Here is a 24166-nt window from a genome sequence, read left to right on the forward strand (position 1 = left end):
CGCTCTTACCCCAGAGACACACCCGCTTTGGCGCGGCTGATCCCGAGGGTCAGGATACGATGCAGGAGCTCCCTGTATTTGAGCCCGTCATGTTGAGCCGCCGTGGCGAACTCCTGGCTCTTGGCGATTTCCGGATTTGGGTTGGCTTCGATGAAATACGGCGTGCCGTCCGCGGCGAGACGGAAATCGATGCGCGCGTAGCCGTCGAGGCCAAGCGCCCTGTAGATGCGTTTCGCGGCACGCTGGATGCGCGCGGTGACTTCAGGCGCGAGGTCCTTCGCCGGCCCGTCGACGATACCGACACGCTCCTGATAGTCGGTGTCGTGCTTGGCCTTTTCGGTCGCGATGTGGCGCGAGCTGCGCCCGCCCATGCTGCCGAATTTCAATTCCCAAACCGGCAGCACGCGCAGCCGGTTGTTGCCGAGCACGCCGACATACAGCTCTCGCCCCTCGATGAACTGCTCGGCGATGGCGGCGGATTCGACCCGCTCGTGGATGAAGGCGACCCGTTCGGCCAGCTTCTCGTCCGTATCGACGATCGATGCCTGCGAGATGCCGAAGGATCCATCCATATTCAGGCTCTTGACGATCAGCGGCAGCGCAAGACGCGTCGGGCGTTTCACCTTGCGGCGCATCGGAAAGACGGCGAAGGCCGGCGCCGCAATCCGGCGGTGATGCACCAGCGTCTTCGACAGATCCTTGCCGCGTGCGAGGATCAGGCCGCGCGGATTGCACCCGGTATAGGGGACCTTCATCAGCTCGAGATAGCTGGCGATGTGCTGGTCGTAGGCGACGTTGTTGTGGAATTCCTCCAGCAGCGTGAAAACCACGTGCGGCTTGAACTCCTCGATCGCTTCGCGGATCGGCCTGATTTCCTCCTGCGCGCCGAGTGCGCGGACCTCATGCCCAGCCGCGCGCAAAGTGCTCACGACGTCGTATTCCGTTTTCCAGTTGTTGATCTCCTGCGGGGTGTATCCGTCGGTCGAATCCGGAGGCAGGAAGTCCGGATGCATCAGCACGAGAATACGGAATCGTCTCATAGCGCGATCCATTTGCGCCGAGACGGGCCAAACAGCGCGTGCATCGTCTTGGCGGTCACGAGGACAGTGAAATCGAGAACGAGCTTCTGTTCAGGGCCCACCGCGCGCAGATCGAGCTCGCGGCAGCGGGAGATCATGTCGTCAAGCACGGCATCGAGCGTAAGTTGGTTCTCGCCTGTCCATCGCGCGACCATCTGCCTGATCTGGGCACGATGTCGCCTGATCAGGCTCGAAGCCGGTTGGGAGCGATGATGCCGAGGATCGGCGGAAAACAGCCGGGAGAGGTCGCGGTCGTAAGTCTTCGGTGGCGTGAAGGCGTAGAAAGCCTGCTTCTTCTTGTAGTGGTCCTCGAGCGTCTGGCTGAGCTTGCTCAGCGGATCGACACGCTCCCGCGTCGTGATCAGCGGCCGCTTTCCCGCGATCTCGCTCATCAGCTCGTCGACATATTCGAGCTTCTTCAGCGCCGGCCAGCCGGCATATCGCGTCCGCCAGTTCGAGCGCGGCCGCAGCCATACCGCAAAGGTTTCAGCAAAGTCCTCGTCCGGGTGGCTCTGCGCGTACCAAAGACGGAGATGCTGGACGTAACGCCGGCTTGCCGGGTTGGGCCGGTAGTAGCGTGGATAGTGCTTTGACGACGGACCGAACAGCTGCTGCCAGCGCCGGCGGCGCTGCAGTTGGTAACCGTGCTGCAGCGCGTGGCCGGCCTCATGACGGAGGATGGCCATGCACTCGCGCCAGGTTCCGCCCTCGACGTCGAACATCATCTTCTTCTCGAGCTTCATCAGGCGGGGATGGGCGAGATAGAACGGGAGCGCGATGCCGGGCACATCTCCCGGACTGAACCATTCGCTCGAGATCCACGTGTGCGGCCGCAGCCGGATGCCCCGCTCTTCGAGCTCTTCGTGAAGCGTGCCAACGCAGTCTTCGAGCCAGGTGCCTTCGACCGTGACCCTCAGGCTGGAGAGACGCTGCTTGAGCAACTCGTCATCCGACAGTTTTTCCCAAGCGAATTTCCGGCGCGGCATCAGGTATCCAGAGGGCAGAGATGACTCGGAATCCGGATGATGTCATGGGCAGCGGTTGGCAACAACCCGTGGGGCTGTGGGGCGTGTTGCGGCGCGTCGTGAGGGACGGGGGAACGCGTGCTCCCTCGCCCCGCTTGCGGGGACAGGGTGGGGTGAGGGGGAGTCTCCGCGAGGGAGGTGAGAGTTGGACTCGTGGAGAGTCCCCCCCCACCCGGAATCCGCGCTTTGCGCGCATTCCGGCCTCTCCCCGCAAGCGGGGAGAGGCGCAGAAGAAAACTCAGTCGAACAGGCTCGAGACCGACTCTTCCGCCGCGGTGCGTGCGATCGCGTCCGAGATCAGGCTCGCGATCGGTAGCGTGCGGATGTTCGGCGCCTTGGTCACTGCTTCCGTCGCCAGGATCGAGTCGGTGATGACGAGCTCTTTCAGCTTCGAGCCGGCGATACGAGCGGCCGCGCCGCCGGAGAGCACGCCGTGGGTGATGTAGGCGTAGACATCCTTCGCGCCCTTGGCGATCAGCGCATCGGCCGCGTTCACCAGCGTGCCGCCGGAATCGACGATGTCGTCGACCAGGATACAGCTGTAACCGGAGACGTCGCCGATCACGTTCATGACCTCGGATTCACCCGGACGTTCGCGGCGTTTGTCGACGATCGCGAGCGGGGTGTTGATGCGCTTGGCGAGGCCGCGGGCGCGGGCCACGCCGCCGACGTCGGGCGAGATCACCATCACCTTGGAGAGGTCGAAACGTTCGCGAATGTCGCGCACCATCACGGGGGCAGCGAACAAATTGTCGGTCGGGATATCGAAGAAGCCCTGGATCTGGCCGGCATGCAGGTCGAGCGTCATGACGCGGTCGACGCCGGCATGGGTGATCAGATTGGCGACGAGCTTGGCCGAGATGGGTGTGCGCGAGCCGGAGCGGCGGTCCTGCCTGGCGTAGCCGAAATAGGGGATCACCGCGGTGATGCGGCGCGCCGAGGAGCGGCGCAGCGCGTCGGTGATGATCAGCAGCTCCATCAGATTGTCGTTCGCCGGAAACGAGGTCGACTGGATGATGAAGGCATCTGAGCCGCGGATGTTCTCCTGGACCTCGACGAAGATCTCCATGTCGGCGAAACGCCGGACGACCGCCTTGGTCAGCGGCACATCGAGGCCCTGCGCGATCGCCTGCGCGAGGGCAGGATTGGAGTTGCCGGCGACAAGCTTGATGGAGCCGTTCTTGGCCGACATAGACGCTTCCTCCCGCGCTTTGCTGGATACGACGTTCAACATCAGAGAATACCCACTGACAGCACGGTTACGACGGGCGAGGAAATATCAGGCCGAAGCCTGCAATGGCAACCCGGGATGCTACGTTTTCCCTCTGAAATCCTGAGTCGGGCCAACAGCTTGGCTGGTACTTGGGCCCGTGGTTTAGCGGTGGTTATTGCTGGGCATAGCCGAGCGCCGAGGCCGGCATCTCCGGCGCCGGCGCCTCCGGCATCACGCTTGCCACGGCCGGGCCGCGCAGGCCTGGAACCGAGCCCGGCGCGTCTGCCGGCGTTCCGCTGATCATATTGGAAAGTCCGCTGAATCCGGCCTGGGCGATCTTCCGCAGCACGAGGTCATCGGCGGCCTGCCAGGGGTCCCGGCCGGCCTTGGCTGCCGTCGGTTCCTCGCCGGAGAGGCGCAGCGCCCGCTGCTGGTTGGCGTCGTAGACGTCCCAGACCCAGGCGATCACGGTCTTGCCGCGGACCACCTGGGCGGAGAGGTAGCTGCGCACGCGGTAGGCAGCCGTCCCCTCGCGGGAGACCACGGACAGACTGCGCAGCTTGGATTCGCTGTCGAGCACGCCGACCATGCGGTCGAACACCTGCGGCGGCGGCCCGTCGATCGATTCGAAGGCGACCGTCGTTCCGGAGCCGGCGCTTGGCGCCATCGCGTAGGAATTGGCGGGGGCGTTGCCGCCGGCGCAGCCGGCCAGCGCGGTCGCCGCTGCCAACAGCATGACCGCCAGCACGCGCGAGCTCGCGCGGCGCAAGATGGATGACGCTTCCCTCATTAAGGGCAGCGATATCGTTAAAATCGATTAAGGTCTAGGGCAGAGGCGCCAAAGATCCGGTGCATTACCAGCGCGAAGTTTGAGCATCGCCCCGGAACGAAACGACGTTGCCGGTGTGTTCACCCTTCCAGCGCGATCGCGTGGATGTGGCGGCCGTAATCCGGCTCCTTGCGATGAACTGAACGGCGATAGCTGAAGAAGCGCTCGTCGGCGTAAGTGTCGATGCCAAGATCGTCGATCATCAAAATGCCGGCGGCTTCCAGCCGCTTGCGGATGAAGCCGGCGAGGTCGAACATCGCGTGCCCCTCGCGCACCGACGGGATGAAGAACACAGCGTTGTCTGCATCCGCCTCGATGAAGCGCGCGACGAACTCGTTGCCGACCTCGTAGCTGTCCTGCCGGATCAACGGGCCGATCGCGGCGATGATGCCGCTGCGGGTGGCGCCGAGCTTTTCCATCGCTAGAATCGTCGATTCTAGCACGCCCGTGAGTGCGCCCTTCCAGCCGGCATGGGCACCGCCGATGACGCGCGCGTTGGGGTCGACGAACAGCACTGGTCCGCAATCGGCGGTGGAGACGCCGAGCGCGATGCCGGGCGTTTTCGTGACCAGCGCATCGCCCTTCGGCCGCGGGCCGCTTGGCCAGGGCGCATCGGCGACGAGGACGTCGGGCGAATGGATCTGATGCAGGCTGAGGAAGCGCTCCGGCGCAACGCCGACATGCTCGGCCATGCGGCGACGGTTCTCTGCAACAAGAGCCTGATCGTCGTTGGAGCCGAGCCCGCCGTTCAGCGCCGCATAGATGCCGTTCGAGACACCGCCTTCACGCGTGAAGAAGGAATGGCGCAGGCCCGGCACCGCCGACAGCAGCGACGAAGTGAGAGACATCAACGGCCTCCGGCCTGTTCGAGATCGCTGAGGCCGGCAAGGGCCGTCAGCCGCGGTTCGGAGATGCCGAGCACCTTGAACATCGCGCCCATGCCGCTGCGTCCGGTGTCGGTCAGTCGCTTCAGTGCCACGGAAATGTCGGTGGCCACCTCCGGCGTCGCCTTCTGCATCAGCGCGGCCGCGCGGGTGTCGATGCCGACGCGCTTGAGGAAATCGCCTTGCGTCACCGGCCCGTGCACGCGTGCGCCGACATCCTCGGCCGCGCGCGCGAGCGCCTGGAAGTCGACATGGGCGGTGACGTCGGCCTGGCCCGGCGCCTTCAGGGGATCGGTGAAGGTGTGGCGCGCGATGGCCTGAAAGGTGTCGCCGGCATCGCTACGCAGATGGCCGTAATCGATGATCAACGCCGCGCCGTCCTGGTCGCGCACGCGCGTGGCGAGCTTCATGATCTCGGTATCGGGCCGCCATTCGAACACCGCGCCGACCGGAGCTGCGCGCACCAAGGGCGGCAGCAGCACGTCGAAGCGTGGCGTCGGCTCGGCGGCCGCGCCGAACTGAAGCTTGCCGTTGGGGTCGATCTCGACCACACGCTCGTGCCAGCCGCTCTCGCGCTTCACCATCTGGTGGATCGGCAGCACGTCGAAATATTCGTTGGCGAGGATGATGCTCGGTCCCTCGGGCACGTCGTCGATGCTGTCGTGCCAGGCGATGTTGTTGCGCACACCTGACAATGTCGCCTGCTGCCGCTCGCGCAGGACCGGATTGACCTCGACCAGATCAATGCTGAGCCCCTGATAGAGCGGCGGCAGCACGCGCAGTGCGCGCAGCGCGTCCGCCATCATGGTGCCGCGGCCGGGGCCGATCTCGATCAGGCGCAGGAACTGCGGCGAGCCCATCTGCTTCCAGACCGAGGCGGTCCACAATCCCAGGAGCTCGCCGAACATCTGGCTGACTTCGGGCGCGGTGGTGAAGTCGCCTTCGCGGCCCAATGGATCGCGCGAGAGGTAATAGCCGTAGCGCGGATGCATCAGGCACGATTCCATGTACCGCCAGACCGGCATGGGGCCTGAGGATTTGATCAGCGCCTTGATCTCGTTGAGCAGTGGCTGTTCGGTCACGTGGTCTTCTCGAAATGAATTTAACGAATGGCCTCGGCGGGCCTCGGCGCACCGCGCCTGACAGCCCATACAATAAGTATACCGCCGACGATAAGCATCGGGATCGACAGCAGCATGCCCATGGTTAATCCGCCCCAGAGGAAGCCGAGCTGGACGTCCGGCTCGCGAAAATGCTCCCCGGCGATGCGGGTCAGGCCATAGATCAGGATGAAGGCGCCGAGGATCATGCCGGGTCGCTTCAGCGCGCCGAGGCGGATCATGATCGCGAGCACGGTGAACAGCAGGATGCCCTCCATGCCGGCTTCATAAAGCTGGCTCGGGTGGCGGGGCAGGTGTGAGGGATCGTTGGGGAAGATCATGGCCCAGGGCAGGCTTGCGTCGGTGGCGCGGCCCCACAATTCGCCGTTGATGAAATTCGCGATGCGACCAAGCAGAAGCCCGATCGGGGCGACTGCGGTCGTGATGTCGCCGAGCGACAGGATCGAGATGCCATTGCGATAGGCGAACCACATCACCGCGACGACGCAGCCGAGGAAGCCGCCGTGGAACGACATGCCGCCCTCCCACAGCCGGAAGATCGCGGTGGGATGATCGATGAAGAAGGGCAAATTGTAGAACAGCACGTATCCGGTGCGGCCGCCCAGGATGATGCCGAGCGTGACCCAGAGAATGAAGTCGTCGACCTGCACCAGCGACATCGGCGCGGGCCCGCCCCACAGCCGCTCGTTCTTCAGCAGCGAGCGCGCGTAGAGCCAGCCGATGACGATGCCGCCGATATAGGCCAGCGCGTACCAGCGGATCGCGAACGGCCCGATCGCGACCGCGATCGGGTTGAAGGACGGAAAGTCGATGAGCAGAAAGGGCATCGCGCCTTCTATGACTGGACAAGATTGCGGCGATAGAGCGCCAGCAGCCGCTCCCAATGCCGCTCGGCGGCGTCGCGGTCATAGACCGGACGCTTGGGGAAGGCGAAACCGTGATGGGTGCCGGGATAGATCTCGACTTCGGCCTTGGCGCCGTTCTTGGCACCGCTCATGCCCTGCTTGACCTTCTCGATGATCTCGGTCGGCGCATAGATGTCGGTCTCGGCGCAGGCGAAATAGAGCTCGGCCTTGGTCTTACTTGCCGCGAGATGCGGGCTGTCGTCCTGGTCCGTCGCAAGCTGGGTGCCGTAGACCGAGGCGGCCGCCTTGACGCGATCGGGAAAATGCGTGGCGGCGTTGACGGCGTAGCGGCCGCTCATGCAGTAGCCGACGGTGCCGATGATTTTGGTGTTCGCGGCCGTCTGGCCTTCGGCATAGGTGAGCAGTGCGCGCGTGTCGTCCATGATCATGGGAATCGTGAGCGAGCCCATCAGCGCGAACATGCGCTTGCGCTCCGGCGCGTTCGGATCGGCCGGCAGCGCGCCGAGCTCCACTACGCCCGAGCGGTAATAGAGGTTCGGCAGCATCACGTAATAGCCTGAGGTGGCGAGCCGGCGCGCCATGTCGCGCAGCTCTTCGCGGATCGCCGGCGCGTCCATGTAGAACAGGATGACCGGGAACGGTCCGCCGCGCTCGGGATGGACGATGAAGGTGGCGGTGTGGCCGTCCTTGGTGGGAATTGCGATCTGCTGCTCGATCATGTCTTGCGTTCCGCCTTGTGATTCTTGTTATGCAGGGACGTTGAATACGATTGCAAGGAAACCGGGGCATGACAAGGATACCGCCGCGCGGCCCTTGAACCGGCCTCCGCGGATTGCCATTGTCTTTCCGCGCGTTCGCGCAAAGTTTATCGCAGGCCGCCAAGAGACCGATCAGGAGACCGACATGACCCAGACCACCAACCGGTTTTTCGACGAGATCGGCCGCTTGATGAACGACGCCGCTGGAGCTGCCCAGGGCGCCAAGCGTGAGTTCGATACGGTGCTGCGCAACCAGGCCGAAAAATTCCTGCGCGACATGGACCTGGTTAAGCGCGAGGAGTTCGAGGTGGTCAAGGACATGGCCCGCCTCGCCCGCGAAGAGAACGAGGCCCTGAAGGCCCGCATCGCCGCGCTGGAAGCCAAGCTCGGCGGGTAGGGCTTGTCGTTCCAGGGCGCGACGAAGTCGCGAACCCGGAATCTCGAGGTTCCGGGTTCGATGCTCCGCACGCCCCGGAACGACGGGTTACGGGCGACAGCCGTCCCCAGCAAAAAATCCCCGCATTTCCTTGTCATTTCTGCATCTTCCGGGTAAAAGCCCGGCAGTTCGTGGCCCCCGCACCCCTGGAGGCTTGCTGCGAACGATGCGATGGGCCGCGCTGCGGCCCATTAACTTTTGCAAAAACAAGGACTTAGACTATGGCGACGACCGTCAAGGAATTGAAGGCGACCGCGCGTCCGAAGAGCGGCAAGGGGGCCGCCCGGGCTGAGCGTCGCGCCGGGAAAGTGCCCGGAGTGATCTATGGTAACAAGCAGCCCCCGCTCCCGATCTCGGTTGATGATCGCGAACTGCGTCAGCGCATCCTCGCCGGCCGGTTCCTGACCACGCTGGTCGACATCGACCTCGAAGGCAAGAAGCACCGCGTGATTCCGCGCGACTACCATCTGGATCCGGTCAAGGACTTCCCGATCCATGTCGACTTCATGCGGCTCGGCGAAGGCGCCACCATCCGCATCAGCGTGCCTCTGCACGTGGTGAAGGCGGAAGGCTCGCCCGGCGTGAAGCGCGGCGGCGCCGTCAACATCGTCGCCCATGCGATCGAGCTCGAATGCGGCGTCGAGAGCATCCCGCAGTACATCGAAGCCGACGTCGGCTCGCTCGAAATCGGTCACTCGCTGCATCTGGCCGACATCAAGCTGCCGGCCGGCGTGAAGGCGCTGACCCGCGAGGACGCGACCCTCGTCACCATCGTGCCGCCGTCTGGCTACGCCGAAGAGCAGAAGGCCGCGGCTGCGGCTGCTGCTGGTGGCGCGGCTCCGGCAGCTGGTGCAGCTGCGCCGGCGGCAGGTGCTGCTCCGGCCGCGGGTGCTGCTGCTCCGGCGGCGGCTGCCAAGGCTCCTGCTGCCAAGGCTCCGGCCGGCGGCGACAAGAAGAAGTAATCTCTCATAGCTGGCGCGCGGTCTCTGATCGCGCGCCGAGCGAGGGGCGCGCCGCGTCATGCGACTCTTTGTTGGGCTCGGCAATCCCGGCGCGAAATACGCACGTAACCGGCACAATATCGGCTTCATGGCCGTCGACGAGATTGCGCGGCGTCATGGTTTCGCACCATGGCGCCGTCGCTTTCAGGGCGAGACCTCGGAAGGCACGCTCGGCACTGAGCGCGTGATCCTGCTCAAGCCGACGACCTATATGAACGACTCCGGTCGCAGCGTTCAGGAAGCCGCAGGCTTCTTCAAGATCGCGCCGGGCGACACCACGGTGTTTCACGACGAGCTCGAACTGCCGCCGGGCAAGGTGCGGGTGAAGATCGGCGGCGGCATCGCCGGGCATAACGGCCTGCGCTCGATCTCGGCCCATATCGGCAACGAGTACCGCCGGGTCCGGCTCGGCATCGGTCATCCCGGCGTCAAGGAGATGGTGCACGGCCATGTGCTGTCGGACTTCGCCAAGGCCGACAACGACTGGGTGACGACGCTCTGCGATGCGGTGGCCGAGCATGCCGCACTGATCGTCAAAGGCACGGACGCGACCTTCGCCAACAGGGTGCATCTCGCGATGCAGGCGAAGGGATTTTTGACCAAGGACGAGAACGGCAAGGAATAACGCTCGTGGGATTCAAATGCGGAATCGTCGGATTGCCCAATGTCGGCAAGTCGACCTTGTTCAATGCGCTGACCGAGACGGCCGCGGCGCAGGCCGCGAACTATCCGTTCTGCACCATCGAGCCGAATGTCGGCGAGGTCGCGGTGCCCGATCCGCGGCTCGACAAGCTGTCGGCGATCGCCAAATCGGCGCAGATCATTCCGACCCGGCTGACCTTCGTCGACATCGCGGGCCTCGTGCGCGGCGCCTCCAAGGGCGAAGGCCTCGGCAATCAGTTCCTCGCCAACATCCGCGAGGTCGACGCCATCGTGCATGTCGTGCGCTGCTTTGAAGACTCCGACATCACCCATGTCGAGGGCAAGATTGCCCCACTCGCCGACATCGAGACGATCGAGACCGAGCTGATGCTCGCCGATCTCGACAGCCTCGAGAAGCGCGTCGACAACCTCAGCAAGAAGGCCAAGGGCAACGATAAGGACGCCAAGGAGCAGCTCGACCTCGTCAACCGCACGCTGGTGCTGCTGCGCGAGGGCCAGCCGGCGCGCCTCGTCGAGCGCAAGGCGGAAGAGGAGCGCGCCTTCGGCATGCTTGGCCTGCTGTCGTCAAAGCCGGTGCTTTACGTCTGCAACGTCGAGGAGGGCTCGGCCGCCACCGGCAACGGCTTCTCCAGGGCTGTCGAAGAGCAGGCAGCGAAGGAGGGCGCGGTTGCCGTCGTCATCTCTGCAAAAATCGAATCCGAGATCGCCACCATCTCGCGTGAAGAGCGTACCGACTTCCTGGAGACGCTGGGTCTCGAAGAAGCGGGTCTCGATCGCCTGATCCGCGCCGGCTACCGGCTGCTCGAACTCATCACCTATTTCACGGTGGGGCCGAAGGAAGCGCGCGCCTGGACCATCCATCGCGGCACCAAGGCGCCGGGCGCGGCGGGCGCGATCCATACCGATTTCGAGAAGGGCTTCATCCGCGCCGAGACCATTGCGTATGAGGATTACGTGGCGCTGAACGGTGAAGCCGGCGCTCGCGATGCCGGCAAGCTGCGCCTCGAAGGCAAGGAATACGTCGTCGCCGACGGCGACGTGATGCATTTCCGGTTCAATACGTAAGGCGCGGAGAGGGGTGCCTCATCGCACCCCACCGCCCTGATCCCGGATCGCGCCGAGATGCTCGTTGATGCGGAACACGATCAGGATCAATTCCGCGGCGATGCGCGAGAACACGATTCCGACGACGACGCCCGCGATCGATTCCAGCACGACCAGAAAGCCGGCGAACGGGCTGATCGCCATCGCAGTGAGGCCGGCGAAGATTCCGGAGAGCCCGAACAGGCAGATCACGCCGATCACCAGCCAGTAGAAGGTCTTGATGATCGTCGGCGTGATGAAGCGGTCCCATTGAAACAGATCGCTGAATGAAAACATCTCTCTCCCCCGGGCAAATGGCGCCCCCGGCTGCGTCAATCCGACAATGAGGCAGGTCCGGCCCGACTCGCCGAATGTAGCACGAGCCATGCGGGCCGGCGGGTTGAGATTGCCGCAAAGTGCGGCCACAATCTGTCATTCACGCAAAGCATTCCCAAGATGACCCTGACCTTCGAAGATTTCCCGACTGGCCGGTATGGAACGTTCGGCCCGCGCCATGTCACCCGTGACGAGATCCTGGCTTTCGCCGCCGAGTTCGATCCGCAACCGATGCACCTGGACGAGGAGGCCGCCAGCAAAAGCATGCTGCGCGGCCTGTCCGGGTCGGGCTGGCACCTCTGCTCGCTGATGATGCGGATGATGGCCGACGGTTTTATTACCCGCGCCGCGTCGCTGGGATCTCCTGGCGTCGACGAGGTGCGCTGGCTCTCTCCCTTGCGGCCCGGCGACGACCTCATGCTCGACGTCGACGTCGTGGAAGCCCGGACCTCGAAGAGCAGGCCGAACCTCGGCATCGTCAAGTTCAAATGCACGATGCGCAACGCCAGGGGCGAAGCGCTGTGCGAGATGACCTCGCCGATCCTGATCGCGCGGCGCGAGGGGACGGTCTGATGCCATTCTTCGAGGAGATCGAGATCGGCCATCGCCGCGAGATCGGCACGTACGATTTCACGGCGGAGTCCATCAAGACCTTCGCCGCCAAATTCGATCCGCAGCGCTTCCACCTCGACGAGGAGGAGGGCAAGAACTCGCTGTTCGGCGGGCTCGCCGCGTCCGGCTGGCATGTCGGCTCGGCCTGCATGAGCCTGCTTGTCGCGGACGGCCAGCGTCTGGCGCGTGAGGCCGCTGCGCGCGGCGAGGAGGTCGCGGTGTGGGGGCCGTCGCCGGGCTTTCGCGACCTGCGCTGGATCAAGCCGGTGCTGGCCGGCGACACCATCAGCTATTCCAACGCCGTCATCGACAAGCGCACCTCCGCCTCGCGTCCCGGCTGGGGCATCCTGACCGCCCGCACCACCGGCACCAACCAGCGTGGCGAAGAGGTCTATTCCATCACCGCTAGCGCCTTCGTGCCGATGCGGAAGGGCGCTTAGACCAGTTCCAGGATGAACGGCCGAAAACAACGCGCGAGTGTTGCCCGCGCGCTATGGACGCGATTCCGGGCCGCTGCCATAAGCCTTTTCGAGATGGCCGGCCCGCGAAGCAGCTGCTGGAACCATCGAGTTGCTAACCAATTATGAACCTGTCGCTGTCTATTTGAACGAACTGGGCAGAGGACAGGGGACGAGAACAATGGCAGACCGCGGCGCACTCAAGCTGGTCGGATTTATCTTCGCTACCGCGACGCTGGCCGTGATGCTGGTGGCCGGCATGGTGGTGAAGGGCTACGCCGACGGCGCCTACACCCTGGAAGCCTCGAGCGTCGACGCCAGCCGTTAAGCGCTCGTTAACTCCGCGGGGCCACGAAGTGGCCTCCGCGTGGGGCCGCGACGCGGCCTCCGCCCTCAGCGGCTATAGACGAACGCCAAAATCGCGATCGCAACCGCCAGCAACCCGACAAAGCGCAGCATGATGGTCCCGAACTGGTTCGGCGCGGGCCGCAGCGGTATCGGGTCCGTGTTATCGGGCCGAATGCTTTCCATCTGAAAATGTCCCCGAGCCCGGCCGCAAAGGCTGCGGGCGCTTGGCATTGGTCGCCGGGGATGGGTGGCGGGTTCAAGAGCGGCACCCGGAATCAAAACCGCCGCGCCCCTTCCGGAACGCGGCGGCTGGTGATGCTTGTACGAATGATCAGCTGTTGCGCAGGCCGTCGGCGGCGCGCTTCCACTGGGCGACATTGTCGGCGATCATGCGGGTCGACTTCATCGCGGCCTGGCTGAGCTGGGCGTAGCCGGAGATCTCGCGCTGGACGCGCTGGCCTTCGGCGTGGAGCAGGTCGCGCAGGCTCTCGAGCTCGGAGATCAGATTCTCGATCTCGGCAAGCGAGGTGCCGGCGACGCGCTGGATCAGCGAGTTGACGTTGGTGACGGTGGCTTCTGCGCTCGGATCGAGCGGCGGCGCATCGGTGGCCGTGGTGGTCGCGGCCGGCCGGCGCAGATAGGCGATGTCGTTGCGGACGAAATCGCGGATGCCGGCTTCGACTTCCGTCACGGCGGCGAGGTTGGTGTCGACCGTCTCGGTCTCGGCGGTGGTCTCGGTCTTTTCCGGACGCATGGCGTTCATCGTTGTTCCCCTATTCGCGTTGAGCGCAGCGCGAGTGTCCCCCGCACGACGACGTGTGTCAGGCCGGTGCATCAGGGAGTCCGATTTTGACCGCAACGGGGCCGAGTTGCGGCAAGGGCGGACCATTCGGGGGTTTTGCCGTGGCGTATGGTTAGGGGAGTCTTAAAGAAGGCTCACCAGCTCTTCTTGAAGCCCGCGGTCAGGCTCTTGTTGATCGCGCCCTGCGAGGTCTCGCCGACCGAGCCGGAGACGGTGACGTTGTCGAACAGCTTCTGCTCGGCGCCGAACTTGCGCAGCCATTTGTCGTCGGTGGTCGACATGGTCTGGCCGGCGGTGACGCTGGTGCCGGTGCCGGTGATCTCGACCTTGGCGGACTGGTCGGTCTCGTAATTGCGGCTGACGTGGCCGACGACGCCGGGCAGCGCCGTGCTGCCTTGCTGGTTGACGCTGTAGCTGTTCTGGAGCGTCAGCGAATAATCGGTCGACAGCGGCACTGACTTGGTCAGCGACGCCCCGAGCTTGCTCTGCTCGGCGCCGGGATCGACGCGGGCTTCGACCGCGGTCTTGTCCCAGACGGGGCCTGCGCCCGGCGCGGTCGCGGCGGCCCAGGCGCTGCCGGAGGATTGCGGCAGGTTGCCGCCATTGGCGGCCTTCTGCGCCATCAACTCCGACATCGTGGTCGGCTCTTTCGCCACCGTCATGTCGGCGCCGACGCGGGTGTCCCAGAACGACGACACCGACTGCTTCACCTTCACCCCCGAGGAGCCGTTGGTATTGGCGTTGGTCGACCAGTCCATCCCGTCCTTGGCGGCGGCCTGCGCGCGCTTCTTGGCGGCGATGAGGTCGTTGAGCGTGCCGGCGTCGATGGCGAGCTGGCTCCAGTCGAGCTTGTCGACGTCGATACCCTTGAGCACGTCGGGGTCGTTGACATCGGCGGTCTCAGCGGCCTCGGCGTCATCGTCGGGCGCCGCTGCGGCGGGGGGAGGGGAGAAGGGCGGGATGATCTGGGCTGAGGCCGCCAGCACCGAGCCGAAAATGAACGCAGCCGCCAGCGGCAGCCTGGTCCAGCCAAAACCTGTCGAAAATTCCATCGTCCTGCCCGCGAGCCCAGTTCGCGCACAGGATGCGGAACTATCGTTGCGAAATTGTGGCGTTCGCCTCACGCAGAATGACGAACCAACGGGCCGCGCACAAGACGCGCGCGCCCGATGACGAGCATCTCCACGACGGCGTCCGGCGGGGCTGGAGGCCGGAACACGTCGCGGGAGCATCAATCGATCGGTCCCGACTTGCGGAGCCCGTTGGTGTCCCCTCAGCCGACGCTTGTCATCTTTGGCAGATGAATGGCGCGGCCGAGTGCCTGCTCGACCAGGTCGAACGTGTCGATCAGCACGCGCATGCTGATGAGCCGGTCCGCCCTGAACTGGGCGAACTGCGCGACGCGCAAGCTGATCGGCTTGTCGGAATCCAGCGCCGTGAGCGAATAGCGCAGCATCGAGGAGGCGGAATCGACGCCCAGCATGATGCTCTCGCGGTCGAAGCGGCGGACGCGGAAATTGTCGGCGAGCTGGCGGATGACCTGGAGCACGGCCGCCTTGCCCTGGCGCGCGCCGAGGAACGGAAACATGTCGATCGGGCCATAGATCGCCCACTCGACGTCCTCGTCGATCAGGGCCTCGATATCCTCGAATTGCCGGTCGTTGATCGCGCGGTGCAACGCACGCGAGAAACGCCAGAGGCTGTGCTCTGTCATTTTGGGCGTCCTGAAACTGGCTTGCAGAAAAACGGAAAACAACCCCATGCACAGTAGGTGCTGCGGGTTGCTAATTCATTAGTACACAAACAAATAGGGTATTTCGGCCAAAACGCAATTCACGTTTTTGCAATGCACAAGTGAGCGCGAAATGTGAGATTTACAATAGAACCCCGTAATTTTACCGGTGTTCGATCAGTCTTGGCTCCGCGCCGGTTCCGCTGCGGGGGCCCGCTCGATCGCGATAGCGTCGTCGCGCATGGCGAGTACGGCGAATAAAGCCGCGCCGCCGGCTCCGCCGATCGCAGCACCCAGCGGCATGAAGGTGAGGAATACCAGCATGCCGCTATAGCCTTCGAAGCTCGTGGTCTGTGCGATTTCGACCCAGGCGAGCCCGGCCCCGATGCCGAGCGCGGCTCCGCCCAACGCCCCCAGGAACAGCCCCAAGATTGCAAGCAACGCGACTTTCATCGACATACATACCCAGCCGGCGCGCACAACGCCCCGGAATGGGTCTGGCAAGCGGAGAGGGAGGTTCAACGGGGACTTGTGGAGATGCGCGAGCGCGCGCCGCGTATTCGGTGTCGTCCTGGCGAAAGACCAGGGCGCTGGAACCCGAGCCCGTCCACGCCCGTTAAGGTGCCGACATCGCATCCGGAGACACCAATCATGAAATCCCCGCTCATCGCCTGCGCCGCCGCCCTTCTCATGCTGGGCGCGACCTCCGCCGCCAACGCCAAGGGCTGCATCAAGGGCGCCGTCGTCGGCGGCGTCGCCGGCCATTATGCCGGCCATCACGGCGTGCTCGGCGCCGCCGCCGGCTGCCTCTACGGCAGGCATCATGCGAAGGAGCAGGAGAAGCAGCAACAGCAGAGCCAGGTGAACGGGCAAGGCAAGCTGTAGGGGACCAAAACCTCGCCCTTCTGTCCGGCATGTCAGGATGGTAAGATCCATCCGCAAACGCTGGGGTTGAGTCGGGCGAGGGGCGATGGACGTCGGGAAGTTCTTGTGGGGCGTCGTTCTCGCAATCCTGTTCGTGTGTTTCTTCGTTGCTTTCGTCAGAAGCGTGTTTCGCTCGCGGGGCGTCAAATACAATTGGCTCGGCGTCCTGCTGTCGTTCTCGACGATCGGCCTCGCCATCTACCTCGTATTTTTCCGTCAGCTCTGATGCCGTTCGGTCCGCCCTTTGTTGCGGGCCGGGGCGTGAGCCATCTCACATCGCGCGCCTCCCGCTGCGGCTAACATCATCCGCATGTCACCAGGGAGACGTGCCATGGCCGTCACCGCCGCCGCAAGAAAGTCCCGCCTGCGCAACGCGCTCGAAGGTTTTGCGCTGACCGCGGTCCTCCAGAGTTTTCCGACTTTCGCCGCAGCCGCGCTGCTGCTCAAGCTGTGCGGCAACAACGATCTTGTTGGCGACCCCGGCGTCGCCATCTTCGTCGCCTTCGCCTCGCTGGTTCATGCGACCATCGCGGTCACGCTCGGGCCGAGCTTCCCGGCACTCTTCAAAACTCTCTACGAGCCAAAATTCTTCGATTGCACCCTGTCGCTCTCCGACAAGATCACCGCATGGCGCACCCACCCGGTCGCCTCGCTCCAACTCGTGACCATCGTGCTGCTGCTGTCGGTGATGGCGGTGGTGACGGCGAGCGTGGGGTGATCGCATCATGCCCTTCATCAGGGCCTCGAAATCCGGCCCGCTCAACTGGCTCGAAGGCTTTGCGCTCACCACAATCCTTCAGGGTTTTCCGATCTTCGCCGCCGCCTCGCTGATGGTCAAACTCCTGGGAGATTATCGCGGCGGCAGTCCTGTCCTCACCATTGCGATGGCGTCGATCTTCTACAGCATCTTCGTCGTATCGGTCGGATCTGCATTCCCGCGGATCAAGAGCGGCTACGAAGCGCAATTCTTCGATGCCAGCCTGCCCCTCTCTGGAAAGATCGCCGGCTGGCGCGCAAAGCCGGCGACGTCGCTGCAGCTCATGACATCTGTGCTGCTGTTGTCGCTGCTGGCGACGATCGCGGGGTGAGAAGCCTCAATCTCTCTCGTCATTCCGGGGCGCCGCAAGGCGGCGGGCCCGGAATCCACAGCCACGACAAGCGCGGACGATACTGCGTCGCTCACCTCTTCTTCCACCCACCCCTATGTCCCGGCGCGCCGCCGCTCGACCGCGGCGATGGCCCGAACTCCGGCCCCGACTGCTTTGAGTCCGTCGGCTGGATGATCCGGCTGGTGCTGCCGAACGGCTTTGACGGCAGCGCCTGTTTCTCGCGGTAGGGCAGCGATTCCGGGCCGTGCATCTCGTCGAGATGCGGCTTGTGCACCTTCGAGCCGCTGCCGGCGCCTCCGCCGCCGCTTGCCTTCAGCGCGGAGCTCACGGTCTTTTTCTTCATGGCGCTGACCGGGAGGTTGGCGGCGTCGCCGTATTTCTTGGTGCCGGCGTAGGCGCCGGCCTTGCCTGCGACGGTACGCTGCTTGACGGTGGGGTCGTCAACGACCGCGAGCTCGGTGGCGCGCAGGCGCTTGACTTCGTCGCGCAGGCGCGCGGCTTCCTCGAAGTTCAGATCGGCAGCCGCCTCGCGCATGCGCGTCTCGAGATCGGCGAGCACGGCTTCGAAATTGTGACCGATCGAGATGACGTCGTCGGTCATGTCGCGGCCGCCGACCTCGACCAGCACGTGGTCGCGCTCGTAGACGGAGTTGAGGATGTCGCCGATGTTCTTCTTGACGCTCGCCGGCGTGATGCCGTGCTCCGTGTTGTACTCGACCTGCTTTTCGCGGCGCCGATTGGTTTCCGCGATGGCGCGCTCCATCGAGCCCGTCATCTGGTCGGCATAGAGGATCACCTTGCCGTCGACGTTGCGCGCGGCGCGGCCGATGGTCTGGATCAGCGAGGTCTCGCTGCGCAAAAAACCTTCCTTGTCGGCGTCGAGGATCGCGACCAGCGCGCATTCGGGAATGTCGAGGCCTTCGCGCAACAGATTGATGCCGACCAGCGCGTCGAAGGCGCCCAAGCGAAGGTCGCGGATGATCTCGATGCGCTCGATGGTGTCGATGTCAGAGTGCATGTAGCGGACGCGAATGCCCTGCTCGTGCAGATATTCGGTGAGGTCCTCCGCCATGCGCTTGGTCAGCACGGTGACCAGCGAGCGATAGCCGGCCTGGGCTGTGGCGCGCACCTCGCCGACGAGATCGTCGACCTGGGTGCGGGCGGGGCGGATATTAACGGGAGGATCAATAAGTCCGGTCGGGCGGATGACCTGCTCGACGAACACGCCACCGCTTTCGTTCAGCTCCCAGGCACTCGGCGTGGCCGACACCGCGACCGTCTGCGGCCGCATCATGTCCCATTCCTCGAAGCGCAGCGGGCGGTTGTCCATGCAGGAGGGCAGGCGGAAGCCGTATTCGGCCAGCGTCGCCTTGCGGCGGAAGTCGCCGCGGAACATGCCGCCGATCTGCGGCACGGTGACGTGGCTCTCGTCGGCGAACACCAGCGCGTTGTCGGGGACGTATTCGAACAGCGTCGGCGGCGGCTCGCCGGGCAGGCGCCCGGTGAGATAGCGCGAATAGTTCTCGATGCCGGCGCAGCTCCCCGTCGCCTCCATCATCTCGAGGTCGAAGGTGGTGCGCTGCTCCAGCCGCTGCGCCTCGAGCAGGCGGCCCTGGTCGTGGAGCTGGTCGAGCCGCATCTTCAATTCGGATTTGATCGACTTGATCGCCTGCACCAGCGTCGGGCGCGGCGTCACATAGTGCGAGTTGGCGTACATCTTGATGAATTCGAGCTCGTCCTGCTTGTGGCCGGTGAGCGGATCGAATTCCTCGATGGTCTCGATGGTGTCGCCGAACAGGTTCACGCGCCAGGCCCGGTCCTCATAGTGCGCCGGGAAGATGTCGATGACGTCGCCACGCACCCGGAACGTGCCGCGGGTGAAATCGGCTTGCGTGCGCTTGTACTGGAGCGCGACGAGGTCGGCGATGAGCTGGCGCTGGTCGATGCGCTCGCCCTTCTTCAGCGCAAAGGTCATCGCAGTGTAGGTCTCGACCGAGCCGATACCATAGATGCAGGACACCGAGGCGACGATGATGACGTCGTCGCGTTCGAGCAGCGCGCGGGTCGCCGAGTGGCGCATGCGATCGATCTGCTCGTTGATCGACGAGTCCTTCTCGATATAGGTGTCGGTGCGCGGAACGTAAGCTTCCGGCTGGTAGTAGTCGTAATACGAGACGAAATACTCGACCGCGTTGTCAGGGAAGAAGCTCCTGAACTCGCCGTAGAGCTGGGCGGCCAGCGTCTTGTTCGGCGCCAGGATGATGGCGGGCCGCTGCGTCGCCTCGATCACCTTGGCCATGGTGTAGGTCTTGCCCGAGCCGGTGACGCCGAGCAGCACCTGCGAACGGTCGTTGCGCTGGATGCCTTCGACGAGCTCGGCGATCGCGGTCGGCTGGTCGCCGCGCGGCTCGTATTCCGACTTGATCTCGAAGCGCACGCCGCCTTCGGACTTTTCCGGCCGCGGCGGCCGGTGCGGGGTCCACACTTTCGTGGAGCCGTCATCCCTGCGGAACTCCGGCCGGCCCTCGCGGATCAGCGACTCCAGTGCCTCGGCGGTCGCCTTGACGCCGAGCGCCTCCATCTTGTTGCGCGGCGGACGCGCCAGCGCCTCGGCGTCGTCCTCCTCGGTGGGAAGGCCGAGCTGGCGGGCCAGTTCCGGATCGAGCGTCGGGATGGTAGCCGCTGTTCCGTAATTGGCCTGCGGCGCCTCTTCAAATCCACCAGCCTCTCCGCTCCCTCCCTCCTTGCGGGGGAGGGTCGGGGAGAGGGGTAAGCCACGAGTCGCGCTGCCCGATGCACTATCCTGCGGAAACTCTTTCGGCGTCGAGGCGCGCGCCCGATGCGCGGCGGCCTCGCCTCCGGCGCGGCGGTCGCGCGAATTGTCCGGCGGCGGCTGCAGCCCGGTGCCGGATCCCAGCCCGGCATCGCCGCGATTGATCGCGGGATTGAGCAGTTCGGCCAGGGCCGGCCCGATCGGCTGCACATCGGGCCGATGGGCCTTCGAGTTAGGTGCTTTGGATTTCGGGGATTTTGGGGGAGCAGGTTTCTTCGCCATGCCCGGAATATGGGACGAGTCCGCCGCCCAGAAAAGGGTGAATGACCATCCGTGCGCAGACTGCTGACAGCAGGTTGGCAGCAGGATTCGAGATTACGCCGCCGGCAGCGGTCCGTCGCCGTCCACGACCGTCAGGCGCGGCTTGAGGATGTCGAGATGGATCCCGCCGCAGTCGTTGCAGCGCATAGTCCAATACTCGCACCCGGCGCGGCCGCCGATCACGCGGAGCACCGTGAGATCGCCGTCGCATTCCGGGCATATCGCCAGCACCTTGCGCGAATAAATCCTCGGCTGCGGAGCGTCTTCGAAGTCGATGATTGACATGAACCGGTGTCCCCCTGACGCCGTCGGTCGCCGGGTCTATTCGTCGTCGCTGTCGTCGGCACGCCGGCGGAAACGATCGATGTGATGCTTGGCGTCCGCGATCGCGGCGTCCGGATCGGGCCAGGCGAAACCGACCTCCATGGCCGGAAACAGCACGCCGTCGATGGCAACCGGGCTGAAATCGGCGCGCCGGATCCGGGCGTGCCACAGTCCCTTGCCAGCTTCGAAGGATTCGATGTCAAAGCCGTCGTAAAGGGTCGTCATTGGTAGTCCCCAAATACTCTCTTGTCGGAGGGTTAGAGGACCACATTTGCCGATTTCGAAATGTGAAGTCGTTCACAAGCAGCCGGCTTTTTCACCCGAAAGGGTGATGGGCCAGAGCGTTTTCGAGCGAAGTGGATACCGGTTCGCGTAAAGAAAACGCTTCAAAACAAGAATCTAGTTCCGTCCGGCGCGCCCGGACCGCCGCGGCCGGGCTGCGGGTTCCGCCGCGGAACGCATGATCCAGCGGCGGAACGCGGCAAAATCGCGCTGCTCGGTCTGAAAGCTGCGGTAGAGCAGGTACCAGCGCATGCCCTTGGGCACCGAGAGGTCGAACGGCGCGATCAGGCGTCCGGCGGCGAGGTCGTCGTCGATATAGGGCCGGATGCCCATGGCGATGCCGAGCCCGTCGGCGGCGGCCTGGAGCGCCTGGCCGTAGAACTGGAACTCCGGTCCGCGCGCGTTGATGCGGGGGAGGCCCGCGGCTTTCAGCCAGATCGGCCAGTCCTCGGTTGAATGGGTAACGCGGATCAGGCTCGGGCCCTTGAGATCGGCCGGGCGCTTGAGGCCGGAGGCGAGACGGGGCACGCAGACCGGTGTGAGATCGCCGGCGAACAGCGGCTCGGCCACCAGCCCCGGCCAGTCGCCGGCGCCGAGCTTGATGCCGCAACTCCAGTCCTCGCCGAACGGCACCTCGGCGCCGCCTGTGGTGAAGCGCACCTCGATGTCGGGCTCCTCGCTGCGAAACTCCGACAGCCGCGGGATCAGCCAGCGCATCGCAAAGGTATGTCCGACGCCGATCGTGAGCACGCGCACGCCTGACGGCGCCGTCACCTGCGCGGTGAGGCTTGCGAGCGCGTCGAAGATCGGCGTCAGCCCGCTCTGATAGGCGCGACCTGCCTGCGTCAGCACCAGCTTGTTGGCCTTGCGCTCGAACAGCGCGACGCCGAGCCGCTCTTCCAGCAGGTGCACCATGCGGCTGACGGCGGCCGCCGACACGCTCAGCTCGATGCCGGCCGCGGCAAAGCTGCCGGTGCGCGCCGCCGCCTCGAATGCCTTGATGCCGTTGAGAAAGAGCAGCCGCCGCAAACGATGGACCCTCAGGAAAGCTGATGCCAGGCCAAGATAACTCAGTTTGCGCGAAGGGGGCAAGCGAGGCACAAACATCAGCGTAATTCATGCTGATTTGTTGCGGCGGAGGCGGTGCTCTTCGCCTCTCCCCGCGTGCGGGGAGAGGCCAACACGCTCGGCAGCGCAATTGCGCGCCAGAGCGTGGCGGGTGAGGGGGCCCTCCGCGAGTCCAACTACTACTTTTAGTGCGGATGCGGCCCCTCACCCCACCCTCTCCCCGCAAGGGCGGGGCGAGGGAGTGCAGGCAGTTTGCGTCCCTTACTTGAGACACCGGAGACCCACGTGACATCAATCATGATCGCTGCCCTTGGATTGCTGATGGTCGGCACCGCGTTCCTGTCGGGGCTGTTCGGCATGGCGGGCGGGCTGATCCTGATCGGCGTGCTGCTGGCCTTGATGCCGCTGCCGACCGCGATGGTGCTGCATGCGATCACGCAGATGGCCTCGAATGGCTGGCGCGCGCTGCTGTGGCGCGCACATATCCGCTGGCGGCCGGTCGCGAACTACATGGTCGGCGCTGCCATTGCGCTGGCGGCCTGGTCGCTCACCCGCTACGTGCCGGACAAGCCGATGGCGCTGCTGATGCTCGGTGCCACGCCGTTCATGGCACGGCTGCTGCCGACGAATATCAAGCCGGATCCGGATCGCCTCTGGCAGGGCACCGTCTATGGCACGATCTGCATGGGCCTGATGCTGATGACCGGCGTCTCCGGCCCGCTGCTCGACACTTTCTTCCTCGGCGGCGATTTCGGCCGCCGCGAGAAGGTCGCAACGAAGGCGATGTGCCAGCTCGTCAGCCATTTCACAAAACTGATCTATTTCGGCGGCGTCATCGACCAGGCCGCCACGCTCGATCCCGTGCTCGCGGGCGTCGCGATTCTGGCCTCGATGCTCGGCACCACGCTGGCGCGGCGCATTCTCGAAGCCATGACCGACCAGCAATTCGTCGCCTGGTCGAACAAGCTGATCACCACCATCGCCTGCTACTACATCATGTATGGCGGCTGGCTCATGGTTCGCACACCGGTGCTGGCCGCCTTCGACAAGGGAGGTTTGCAATGAGCGAGACGGCCGACCCGCTGGTGCTGGATTTCGTCGAATGGATCGCGCGCGAGCCGCGCGCCTATGCCGAGGTGATCTCGACCTGGAAAACCTCGTGCCCGCGCCTCACCATCTGGGAGGACGCCGCCGATCGCGGTTTTGTCGCGCGCGAGACGCTGCCCGGCATCGGGCTGATCATCGCGGTGACGGAAGACGGCGAAAGGCTGCTGCGAACCAACGGGCGGTGATACGCTCTTCTGCCTCAACAACGTCATTGCGAGCGCAAGCGAAGCAATCCAGAATGTCTCCGCAGCGGCAGACTGGATTGCTTCGCTGCGCTCGCAATGACGGAACCCACCATGTCGCTCAAACTCTACGAACTCGTCGGCACCGATGCCTCGCGCCCCTTCAGCCCGTATTGCTGGCGCACGCGGATGGCGCTGGCGCATAAGGGGCTGACGGCGGAATCGCTGCCCTGGCGATTCACTGAGAAGAGCACGATCGCGCCGCACGGCTCGGAAAAGGTTCCGGTGCTGTTGCATCACGACAAGCCCGTGGTGGATTCCTGGGCGATCGCGAATTATCTCGAAGACAATTTTCCGGATCGTCCCTCGCTGTTCGGCGGCGAGGGCGGTCGTGCCATGGCGCGCATGCTCAATGCGTGGGGCGACATCGCCATCGTCGGCGGCATTTTTCCACTGATCATCGCCGACATTCCCAAGAACCTGGCCGAGGTTGATGCCGCCTATTTCCGCCAGTCGCGCGAGGCGCGTTTCGGCGGCAAGAGCCTCGAAGAGATCATGTCCAGCCGCGACACCGGCGTGGTCGCATTCCGCAAATCGCTCGAAGTGATGCGGCAGACGCTGAAGAAGCAGCCCTTCATCGGCGGTAACGCGCCGAACTATGCCGACTACATCGTGTTCGGCGGCTTCCAGTGGGCGCGCGTGGTGAGCCCGTTCAAGCTGCTCGAGGCCGATGATCCCGTTTATGCCTGGCGCGAAAAACTGCTCGATGCATTCGACGGCATGGCGCGGAAATCGCCGGGGTTTGCGGTCTAGCACTACTTTGGCAGAAT

32 protein-coding genes are annotated in these 24166 nt (G+C 64.6%); 14 read left to right on the plus strand and 18 right to left on the minus strand.

The window, feature by feature from the left end; translation table 11 throughout:
* Window positions 1-5: 5 nt before the first annotated feature.
* From FXB40_RS39480 to FXB40_RS39515, 8 genes are all read right to left on the minus strand, one after another.
* On the minus strand, window positions 6-1040 hold the full coding sequence (locus FXB40_RS39480) for a D-alanine--D-alanine ligase family protein (RefSeq protein WP_187437465.1): 1035 nt from the start codon (window positions 1038-1040) through the stop codon (window positions 6-8).
* Window positions 1037-2065: a putative zinc-binding metallopeptidase gene (locus tag FXB40_RS39485; protein WP_148777668.1), complete on the minus strand. Its 1029-nt coding sequence runs from the start codon at window positions 2063-2065 to the stop codon at window positions 1037-1039. The genes FXB40_RS39480 and FXB40_RS39485 overlap by 4 nt, the downstream gene beginning before the upstream one ends.
* A gap of 277 nt (window positions 2066-2342) precedes the next feature.
* Window positions 2343-3296, minus strand: coding sequence for a ribose-phosphate pyrophosphokinase (locus tag FXB40_RS39490; RefSeq protein WP_187437466.1), 954 nt, complete (start codon window positions 3294-3296; stop codon window positions 2343-2345).
* A gap of 193 nt (window positions 3297-3489) precedes the next feature.
* On the minus strand, window positions 3490-4107 hold the full coding sequence (locus FXB40_RS39495) for a hypothetical protein (protein ID WP_148777670.1): 618 nt from the start codon (window positions 4105-4107) through the stop codon (window positions 3490-3492).
* A gap of 119 nt (window positions 4108-4226) precedes the next feature.
* The gene (gene pgeF / locus FXB40_RS39500) at window positions 4227-4994 is read right to left on the minus strand and encodes a peptidoglycan editing factor PgeF (RefSeq protein WP_148777671.1); all 768 of its coding nucleotides are present in this window, start codon (window positions 4992-4994) and stop codon (window positions 4227-4229) included.
* Window positions 4994-6112, minus strand: coding sequence for a class I SAM-dependent methyltransferase (locus tag FXB40_RS39505; protein WP_148777672.1), 1119 nt, complete (start codon window positions 6110-6112; stop codon window positions 4994-4996). The genes pgeF and FXB40_RS39505 overlap by 1 nt, the downstream gene beginning before the upstream one ends.
* 20 nt (window positions 6113-6132) lie before the next feature.
* Window positions 6133-6978 (minus strand): prolipoprotein diacylglyceryl transferase, encoded by an 846-nt coding sequence (gene lgt, locus FXB40_RS39510; protein WP_148777673.1) that lies wholly within the window; start codon window positions 6976-6978, stop codon window positions 6133-6135.
* Window positions 6979-6986: 8 nt separating this feature from the next.
* Complete coding sequence (locus FXB40_RS39515; RefSeq protein ID WP_148777674.1) at window positions 6987-7736, minus strand: dienelactone hydrolase family protein; 750 nt, start codon at window positions 7734-7736, stop codon at window positions 6987-6989.
* A 184-nt stretch (window positions 7737-7920) separates the two neighbouring features.
* On the opposite strand from FXB40_RS39515, the gene FXB40_RS39520 reads away from it, so the two are divergent.
* The 4 genes from FXB40_RS39520 to ychF all read left to right on the plus strand — a co-directional run bounded on the left by FXB40_RS39520 (window position 7921) and on the right by ychF (window position 10940).
* Window positions 7921-8172: an accessory factor UbiK family protein gene (locus FXB40_RS39520; RefSeq protein ID WP_148777675.1), complete on the plus strand. Its 252-nt coding sequence runs from the start codon at window positions 7921-7923 to the stop codon at window positions 8170-8172.
* Window positions 8173-8432: 260 nt separating this feature from the next.
* Window positions 8433-9173 carry a 50S ribosomal protein L25/general stress protein Ctc gene (locus tag FXB40_RS39525; RefSeq protein ID WP_148777676.1) on the plus strand — a complete coding sequence of 247 codons (741 nt, stop codon included), beginning with the start codon at window positions 8433-8435 and terminating at the stop codon, window positions 9171-9173.
* A 58-nt stretch (window positions 9174-9231) separates the two neighbouring features.
* Window positions 9232-9837, plus strand: coding sequence for an aminoacyl-tRNA hydrolase (gene pth, locus FXB40_RS39530; protein ID WP_148777677.1), 606 nt, complete (start codon window positions 9232-9234; stop codon window positions 9835-9837).
* Between the two features lie 5 nt (window positions 9838-9842).
* A complete protein-coding gene (gene ychF, locus FXB40_RS39535; RefSeq protein WP_148777678.1) occupies window positions 9843-10940 on the plus strand; it encodes a redox-regulated ATPase YchF in 1098 nt (365 codons plus the stop codon).
* Window positions 10941-10958: 18 nt separating this feature from the next.
* On the opposite strand, the gene FXB40_RS39540 is transcribed toward ychF, so the two are convergent.
* Entirely contained in the window at window positions 10959-11255 is a 297-nt protein-coding gene (locus tag FXB40_RS39540; protein ID WP_045003742.1) for a DUF4282 domain-containing protein, read from the minus strand.
* Window positions 11256-11414: 159 nt separating this feature from the next.
* Here FXB40_RS39540 and FXB40_RS39545 point away from each other — a divergent pair, with 159 nt between their 5' ends.
* The 3 genes from FXB40_RS39545 (at window position 11415) to FXB40_RS48410 (ending at window position 12692) form a co-directional block, all read left to right on the plus strand.
* Entirely contained in the window at window positions 11415-11867 is a 453-nt protein-coding gene (locus FXB40_RS39545) for a MaoC family dehydratase (protein WP_148777679.1), read from the plus strand.
* Window positions 11867-12346: a MaoC family dehydratase gene (locus tag FXB40_RS39550; RefSeq protein ID WP_148777680.1), complete on the plus strand. Its 480-nt coding sequence runs from the start codon at window positions 11867-11869 to the stop codon at window positions 12344-12346. The genes FXB40_RS39545 and FXB40_RS39550 overlap by 1 nt, the downstream gene beginning before the upstream one ends.
* A gap of 199 nt (window positions 12347-12545) precedes the next feature.
* Window positions 12546-12692: a hypothetical protein gene (locus FXB40_RS48410; protein ID WP_027534250.1), complete on the plus strand. Its 147-nt coding sequence runs from the start codon at window positions 12546-12548 to the stop codon at window positions 12690-12692.
* A gap of 65 nt (window positions 12693-12757) precedes the next feature.
* Here the strand turns inward: FXB40_RS48410 and FXB40_RS48415 are convergent, their stop codons facing one another.
* The 5 genes from FXB40_RS48415 to FXB40_RS39570 all read right to left on the minus strand — a co-directional run bounded on the left by FXB40_RS48415 (window position 12758) and on the right by FXB40_RS39570 (window position 15699).
* Window positions 12758-12895, minus strand: coding sequence for a hypothetical protein (locus FXB40_RS48415; protein WP_187437467.1), 138 nt, complete (start codon window positions 12893-12895; stop codon window positions 12758-12760).
* A gap of 148 nt (window positions 12896-13043) precedes the next feature.
* Complete coding sequence (locus tag FXB40_RS39555) at window positions 13044-13475, minus strand: hypothetical protein (RefSeq protein ID WP_148777681.1); 432 nt, start codon at window positions 13473-13475, stop codon at window positions 13044-13046.
* A 173-nt stretch (window positions 13476-13648) separates the two neighbouring features.
* Window positions 13649-14566, minus strand: coding sequence for a hypothetical protein (locus FXB40_RS39560; RefSeq protein WP_148777682.1), 918 nt, complete (start codon window positions 14564-14566; stop codon window positions 13649-13651).
* A 221-nt stretch (window positions 14567-14787) separates the two neighbouring features.
* Window positions 14788-15228 carry a nuclear transport factor 2 family protein gene (locus FXB40_RS39565; RefSeq protein WP_148777683.1) on the minus strand — a complete coding sequence of 147 codons (441 nt, stop codon included), beginning with the start codon at window positions 15226-15228 and terminating at the stop codon, window positions 14788-14790.
* Window positions 15229-15423: 195 nt separating this feature from the next.
* Window positions 15424-15699, minus strand: coding sequence for a hypothetical protein (locus tag FXB40_RS39570; RefSeq protein WP_148777699.1), 276 nt, complete (start codon window positions 15697-15699; stop codon window positions 15424-15426).
* Window positions 15700-15897: 198 nt separating this feature from the next.
* On the opposite strand from FXB40_RS39570, the gene FXB40_RS39575 reads away from it, so the two are divergent.
* The 4 genes from FXB40_RS39575 (at window position 15898) to FXB40_RS39590 (ending at window position 17258) form a co-directional block, all read left to right on the plus strand.
* Window positions 15898-16131, plus strand: a complete 234-nt coding sequence (locus tag FXB40_RS39575; RefSeq protein WP_148777684.1) for a hypothetical protein — start codon at window positions 15898-15900, stop codon at window positions 16129-16131.
* Window positions 16132-16216: 85 nt separating this feature from the next.
* Window positions 16217-16396: a hypothetical protein gene (locus tag FXB40_RS39580; protein ID WP_148777685.1), complete on the plus strand. Its 180-nt coding sequence runs from the start codon at window positions 16217-16219 to the stop codon at window positions 16394-16396.
* A 105-nt stretch (window positions 16397-16501) separates the two neighbouring features.
* On the plus strand, window positions 16502-16888 hold the full coding sequence (locus tag FXB40_RS39585) for a hypothetical protein (protein WP_148777686.1): 387 nt from the start codon (window positions 16502-16504) through the stop codon (window positions 16886-16888).
* Window positions 16889-16895: 7 nt separating this feature from the next.
* Window positions 16896-17258 (plus strand): hypothetical protein, encoded by a 363-nt coding sequence (locus FXB40_RS39590; RefSeq protein WP_148777687.1) that lies wholly within the window; start codon window positions 16896-16898, stop codon window positions 17256-17258.
* Between the two features lie 91 nt (window positions 17259-17349).
* On the opposite strand, the gene uvrB is transcribed toward FXB40_RS39590, so the two are convergent.
* The 4 genes from uvrB to FXB40_RS39610 form a co-directional block, all read right to left on the minus strand.
* Window positions 17350-20334: an excinuclease ABC subunit UvrB gene (gene uvrB, locus FXB40_RS39595; protein WP_148777688.1), complete on the minus strand. Its 2985-nt coding sequence runs from the start codon at window positions 20332-20334 to the stop codon at window positions 17350-17352.
* Between the two features lie 93 nt (window positions 20335-20427).
* Window positions 20428-20658, minus strand: a complete 231-nt coding sequence (locus tag FXB40_RS39600; RefSeq protein ID WP_148777689.1) for a hypothetical protein — start codon at window positions 20656-20658, stop codon at window positions 20428-20430.
* A gap of 36 nt (window positions 20659-20694) precedes the next feature.
* Entirely contained in the window at window positions 20695-20922 is a 228-nt protein-coding gene (locus FXB40_RS39605; RefSeq protein ID WP_027534256.1) for a hypothetical protein, read from the minus strand.
* A gap of 174 nt (window positions 20923-21096) precedes the next feature.
* The gene (locus FXB40_RS39610) at window positions 21097-22008 is read right to left on the minus strand and encodes a LysR substrate-binding domain-containing protein (protein WP_148777690.1); all 912 of its coding nucleotides are present in this window, start codon (window positions 22006-22008) and stop codon (window positions 21097-21099) included.
* A gap of 324 nt (window positions 22009-22332) precedes the next feature.
* Here FXB40_RS39610 and FXB40_RS39615 point away from each other — a divergent pair, with 324 nt between their 5' ends.
* The 3 genes from FXB40_RS39615 (at window position 22333) to FXB40_RS39625 (ending at window position 24149) form a co-directional block, all read left to right on the plus strand.
* The gene (locus tag FXB40_RS39615) at window positions 22333-23112 is read left to right on the plus strand and encodes a sulfite exporter TauE/SafE family protein (RefSeq protein WP_148777691.1); all 780 of its coding nucleotides are present in this window, start codon (window positions 22333-22335) and stop codon (window positions 23110-23112) included.
* Window positions 23109-23339, plus strand: a complete 231-nt coding sequence (locus FXB40_RS39620; RefSeq protein ID WP_148777692.1) for a hypothetical protein — start codon at window positions 23109-23111, stop codon at window positions 23337-23339. The genes FXB40_RS39615 and FXB40_RS39620 overlap by 4 nt, the downstream gene beginning before the upstream one ends.
* Window positions 23340-23450: 111 nt before the next feature.
* The gene (locus FXB40_RS39625) at window positions 23451-24149 is read left to right on the plus strand and encodes a glutathione S-transferase family protein (protein ID WP_148777693.1); all 699 of its coding nucleotides are present in this window, start codon (window positions 23451-23453) and stop codon (window positions 24147-24149) included.
* Window positions 24150-24166: the final 17 nt, after the last annotated feature.

It is taken from the genome of Bradyrhizobium rifense (genome assembly GCF_008123425.1).
Lineage (GTDB): Bacteria > Pseudomonadota > Alphaproteobacteria > Rhizobiales > Xanthobacteraceae > Bradyrhizobium > Bradyrhizobium rifense.